We start from the raw sequence: 5,404 nt of genomic DNA, 5'->3' as shown, positions 1-5,404 counted from the left end.
GCGCTTGGTAGCATCTGCCGCAATAAAATTGAGAAAAATGGAACTTTTTATGGTCGCTGTGTCGCTCGAAAGCTTTGTTGTTCGTCACCCGGATCTGGTCTTTGCGCATATGGGCGATGAGGTGGTGATGATGAGCCAGGACCAAGGTGATTACCTCGGCTTGAATGCGGTGGCCTCGGTTATCTGGGAGATGGCTGAAGCGCCGCAGCAAGTGGGGGTGATCTGCAGCGAGTTGCAGCAGCGTTTCGACGTCAGCCCTGAGCAGTGCGAGCGCGATGTGCTGGTTTTCATGCAGCAGATGCTCGACAAAGAGCTTGTTCAGCTCACCAACACCTGATGTTCAAACCCCTGCGTACCTTTGTGCGGCTGCCATTGCGGGAGCAGCTTTGGTTTGTGCTGCTGTTGCCGCTGAGTGGGTTGGTGCGCGCAATGATTCTGGCGGTGCCTTTTTCGCGCTATGCGTGGTTGCTGGGAGAGCGCAGGGGCAATGACCAGTTGCTGTTGCTGGCAGATCCGCAATCGGAGCAGCTGGGCTGGCGTATTGGCCGGATTATCGAACAGGTGGCGCGTTTTACTCCCTGGGACAGCAAGTGCCTGGTGCAAGCCATTCTGGCCCGGGGGATGTGTCGCTACTATCGCCTTCCTTACGTTTTACACCTGGGCGTGACCCGCAACCAGGATAAAGGTAATCCGCTGAAAGCCCATGCCTGGGTGATCGTCGGCCGCTGGGTGATCGTCGGCCGCGAGGGGCACAAGGCGTTTACCATCGTCTCCACCTATGTGACGCCGCGGCTCCTGCCGGCCACGGGGCAGGCCAGTGCCTGACCTGGGGCGCCTCTGGCGTGTATTGAAGGGGCGGGTGCTGCTGCGCAAGGTGCCGCATACGCTGTTCAGTTGGCGGTTCTTGTTGCCCTGTGACGGCGCCATGGGTCTGCATCGCAGGGTCTTTCTGGGGGCGTGGCCTGAATTACCCAGGCTGCTGTATGCCGGCATTGTGCTTTACAGCATGGTTGTATGGTTCGGTTATCAGGGCTGGGCGCAGTTGATTCGTGCTTACCGGCACGCGGCTGCCCCTACAGCGGAACAGCAGGGTATCGGCAAGTTCAGGCAGGGCCGGCAATTGCTGGTGGCGGTTGGCAGGGGTATACCGCCACAGCGTTACTATGGAATGCAGCTTTACCGCGTAGATCTGGCGCAGTGGTGGGAGTTCGTTTTTGACCATGAGCTGCCGCACTGGCATAGCGTGTTGCAGGGCCAGCCCGCGACTGCGCTTACTCGTAGACTGTTGGTGGATAAGGTTTTTTTTGCTGAGTACCTTCAGGATAGGGGGCTTGAGTCAGTGCCGACGCGGCTGACGATCAAGGCCGGAGAGGGAGTGCCATGGAGCGGACTGTTTCGACAGCGTGATGTGTTTTGCAAGCCCGTTTCGGCATCCCGTGCGGAGGGTTGTTTCGCACTGCGTTTCGACGCTGCCGAGAGGCAGTACGTGCTGCAGACTGGCGAAGCGCTGACGTGTGACGAAAACCGGATTCGGGAGTTGATCGAACAGAGCCTGCAACAGCGCGACTACCTGGTGCAGCCCTTGTTGCGTAATGAGGCAGAACTCGAAGCGCAATTGGTTCGCGCCACGGGGATGGAGTCCGAGCGCATATCGACCCTGCGCATCATTACCAGTAGCGGGCCCGGAGGGATCAGTCTGCGTCTGGCCAATCTGGAGCGCAGCGCGGCGGACTACCGGCGCTGGAAGATGTATGCGGTGGACCTGGATCGTGGCGAAGTGGATGTTGAAGGGGAACGCGTGGTTTTGCCCGGATGGTCTGAGATCATTCAGTTGGTGCGAGAGGCACATGCTCTGTGTGCTGATCAGCTGACAGTCGGGTGGGATGTGGTCATGACCGATGAGGGGCCGCGGGTGCTGGAGGGGAATGTGAACTGGGGGGTGCAGGCGCACCAATTACCGCCCAGGCTTGCGTTATTGGCAGGCCCGACGCGGGCGGTTTATGGGCTTGGGAAATAGAATATGCCAACGGAGGGAACAGCTTTGCACCATTACCAGTTATTTGGCTTGCGGGTGGCCAGTGAGTTACCGCTGACGAACCTGGAGGCCGGCCGGACGCCTGCAGCTGCTTTCGCGGATGCGGATGTCGTGATCACCCAGGGGGCCATACCTACTGGAGGGTTTGAGGCGATGCAATGGTCCGGCGCGTACTGCCAGGCTGCACCTGGCATGGTGTGGTTGCATGTGCCGGACGTGGCGCATTTTCTGGTCGAGCAGGGCAACCGTATTGTGGTGATGCCCTCTTCGGGGGTGGATCAGCAAACCCTGGAGTTGTATCTGCTGGGTAATGTGTTCGGCGCACTGCTGCACCAGCGGGGCTACCTTGTGCTGCATGGCAACGTATTGGTGCGTGACGGGCGCGCAATTGCCATTTGTGGCCATTCGGGTGCAGGCAAGTCGACACTTTCCGCCGCGTTGCTGTCGTTCTCCGGTTATTCGCTGGTATCTGACGATTTGTGCGTGCTGGACACTGACGGGCAGGTTCATCCGGGCTACCCGGAGCTGAAACTGTGGCGCGATGTAGTGACGGTACTGGAGCTGCCTATCGGCGATATGCAGCCCGTGCGGGCGCAACTGGAAAAATACAGTTGGTCGCTCCCTGACCGTTTTAAGGCAGAGCCGGTCAGGCTGGACGCTATCTATGTGCTGGGATCGGATAATCGCGCTGAAGAGCCGTCACTGGAAACGGTGCAGGGCATGGCCAAGCTGACACCGCTCAAGGCACAGATTTACCGCCGCCATTTGATCGAGCCGCTGGGTCTGAGCAAGCAGCATTTTCTGCTGACCGGCAAGATTTTGGGGCAGGTTGCGCTGGTACGCGTCGAGCGGCAGCTGGATCGGCCTAATTCAGGCTCGCTTCGGTTATTGGCCGAGCGCGTTGCCGAGGATGCTCTGGCGCGGGGGCTGAACAGATGAGCGAACAGATTTTCTGGCTGGCGTCCTATCCCAAATCCGGTAATACCTGGACCCGTTCTTTTATCAAGGCGGTGCTGGGTATCGAGGAAGACCCCGAGAGCGATATCGACATCAACCACCTGGCCACCGGCCAGATTGCCAGTTCCCGGGAGTGGGTAAGTGCCGGGTTGGGTTTTGATATCAGTGAGCTGAGTCACGATGAGGTCGATAATCTGCGGCCGGCTGCCTACCGCTTTCTCAATAGCCGCATGCAGGAGCCGGGTTACCACAAGGTGCATGACGCGTTCACGCTGACACCGAAAGGCGAGCCGCTGTTTCCGCATGAGGCAACGCGGGGCGCGCTGTACATCGTGCGTAACCCGTTGGACGTAGCCGTCTCATTCGCCAACCATATGAACAGTTCAATCGACAAGAGCCTGAAGCGGATGGGGCAGGCGGACTTCAGCCTGTGTGGGCAGGACCGTTGCCAGGCCAACCAGTTGCGGCAATGGCTGTTCAGCTGGTCCGAGCATGTGCGCAGCTGGCAGCAGAGCGGTTTGCCGGTGAAATTGGTGCGTTACGAAGACATGCGACAGGAACCGCTAACGACCTTTACCGGTATCGCCGAGTTTCTGGGGCTACCCAGCGACGCACAGCAGGTATCGGCGGCCCTGAAGCTATGTGATTTTGAGCGGTTGAAGGAAAAGGAACAAACCTCTGGCTTCCGCGAAAAGCCTGCACGCGCCAACAGTTTCTTTCGCAAGGGCATGGTGGGGGACTGGAAGGGCACCCTGACTGAAGAGCAGGTGGCCGCAATAATCAGTGACCATCGTTCCATGATGATCAAGTTGGGGTACGAGGTTGATTTTTAGTCTGCGTTATCACCACTATCTGGCATGAGATTTGGATGTGTTTTTATCCGTGCTGTTTCGCCCCGCACTGCACTGAACTCTTTTGTCAGAACGTTCTCTTAGGTTCAGGACATTGGATTTAGCATATAGGAGATTACGTGAAGGTCACCAAAGCTGTATTACCTGTTGCCGGTCTCGGCACCCGCTTTCTCCCCGCCAGCAAGGCGATTCCCAAGGAAATGGTCACCGTTGTCGACAAGCCGGTGATCCAGTATGTGGTCGAAGAGGCGCTGGCCGCCGGTATCCACGAGATCGTACTGGTAACCCATTCCAGCAAGAAGGCGATAGAAGATCACTTTGATACCAATTACGAGCTTGAGGCTGAGCTGGAGCGCCGCGGCAAGGATGCACTGTTACAAGTGCTGCGCGATACCGCACCAGCCAACCTCAAGGTCACTGCCGTGCGCCAGGGCACCGCGCTGGGCCTGGGACACGCTATCTATTGCGCCCGCCCTATTGTGGGTAACGAGCCTTTTGCAGTGATGTTGCCTGATGTGCTTGTGGAGGAGTCAGAGGGCCAGAGCGATCTGGGCTTGATGACCAAACGTTTTGAAGAGACTGGCCGGGCGCAGATCATGGTTGAGTCGGTACCCTATGAGCTGGTGCACCAATATGGTGTGGTTGATCTGGACGGTGCTCAGTTGCAGCCCGGTGAATCACGTCTCATGACCCAGGTAGTAGAAAAGCCCCCCCGCAACGAAGCCCCCTCCAATCAGGCGATTGTTGGCCGCTATGTGCTGCCGGCACGCATTTTTGATTTGCTGGCTGATACCCGGCCGGGCGCAGGCGGCGAAATACAGCTAACGGATGCGATTGCCCAACTGATAGGACACGAGGGCGCCGATGCCTACCGGTTGCTGGCCCGTTCCTACGACTGCGGCAGCAAGATCGGTTATCTGGAGGCAACACTGGCCTATGCATTGCGTCATCCGCAACTGGCCAGCGAGTTCCGCGCGCTGCTGGCACGGTACACATAAGGGAGTCGGCTCATGTATCTCGATGTCTACGGCGATACTTTGGGGGCCATTGTCAGTGCCGCTGCGCTGGCATCCAGCGGTAACCAGGTCCAGCTGCATCTCTTTGATGAGCGGATGGCCGCGCGCCTGGGCGAAGGTAGGTGCCCTTATCGTGAACCGGGCTTACCTGAATTGCTCACCGAACAGATAAACGCGGGTAGGCTCCATCTCACCACTATGGATCAACCCCCGAGCGAGCAGAGTGCGGTGCTCTGGCTGGCGCTCAGTCCCAATCTGCTGGATGAGGCCCATGCCATTCTGCGCGGCTTGCCGACGCAGCCCCAACGCGAGTGGCTGGTAGTCAATCAATCGACTTTTCCGGTGGGCAGTACCGAGGCCCTGCAGGCCAGTCTGGAGACCGTTGAAGTCGGCAGTTCGGCTTCCGGCGTAGTGGTCAGCCTGCCGGATCTGTTGACTGAGGGCGCTGCTCTGCAGGGTTTCATGCGGGCAGATCACTGGTTGCTGGGTACCAATGTGCCTTGGGCGCAACGGCTGGTGTATGAGCTGCTGCGACCGTTCAATCG

At 58.5% G+C, this 5,404-nt stretch carries 6 protein-coding genes and 1 pseudogene; all 7 read left to right on the top strand.

Annotated elements, in window-relative coordinates:
• The coding region (locus ABYA88_RS15045) for a PqqD family peptide modification chaperone (protein WP_373188205.1) at positions 1-337 on the top strand (337 nt) is incomplete at its 5' end.
• Positions 337-825 (top strand): lasso peptide biosynthesis B2 protein, encoded by a 489-nt coding sequence (locus ABYA88_RS15040; protein ID WP_373188204.1) that lies wholly within the window; start codon positions 337-339, stop codon positions 823-825. The genes ABYA88_RS15045 and ABYA88_RS15040, both read left to right, overlap by 1 nt.
• Positions 818-2,017, top strand: a complete 1,200-nt coding sequence (locus ABYA88_RS15035; RefSeq protein WP_373188203.1) for a sugar-transfer associated ATP-grasp domain-containing protein — start codon at positions 818-820, stop codon at positions 2,015-2,017. The genes ABYA88_RS15040 and ABYA88_RS15035 overlap by 8 nt, the downstream gene beginning before the upstream one ends.
• 210 nt (positions 2,018-2,227) lie before the next feature.
• Entirely contained in the window at positions 2,228-2,974 is a 747-nt protein-coding gene (locus ABYA88_RS15030) for a hypothetical protein (protein WP_373188202.1), read from the top strand.
• Complete coding sequence (locus ABYA88_RS15025; protein WP_373188201.1) at positions 2,971-3,825, top strand: sulfotransferase domain-containing protein; 855 nt, start codon at positions 2,971-2,973, stop codon at positions 3,823-3,825. Before ABYA88_RS15030 ends, ABYA88_RS15025 begins: the two co-directional genes overlap by 4 nt.
• 137 nt (positions 3,826-3,962) lie before the next feature.
• A complete protein-coding gene (gene galU / locus ABYA88_RS15020; RefSeq protein ID WP_373188200.1) occupies positions 3,963-4,841 on the top strand; it encodes a UTP--glucose-1-phosphate uridylyltransferase GalU in 879 nt (292 codons plus the stop codon).
• 12 nt (positions 4,842-4,853) lie between these two features.
• Positions 4,854-5,404: pseudogene (locus tag ABYA88_RS15015) on the top strand (hypothetical protein); the annotation flags it as partial.

The organism is Halopseudomonas sp., from assembly GCF_041579695.1.
In the GTDB taxonomy this organism is placed as follows: Bacteria; Pseudomonadota; Gammaproteobacteria; order Pseudomonadales; family Pseudomonadaceae; genus Halopseudomonas.
This window is presented reverse-complemented; position numbering and strand designations above follow the sequence as displayed.

What these genes read in the sequence shown, in the direction of transcription:
- ABYA88_RS15040 (WP_373188204.1), top strand. Translation starts at nt 337, where the DNA reads ATGTTCAAACCCCTGCGTACCTTTGTGCGGCTGCCATTGCGGGAGCAG.
- ABYA88_RS15030 (WP_373188202.1), top strand. Translation starts at nt 2,228, where the DNA reads ATGGTGTGGTTGCATGTGCCGGACGTGGCGCATTTTCTGGTCGAGCAG.
- ABYA88_RS15025 (WP_373188201.1), top strand. Translation starts at nt 2,971, where the DNA reads ATGAGCGAACAGATTTTCTGGCTGGCGTCCTATCCCAAATCCGGTAAT.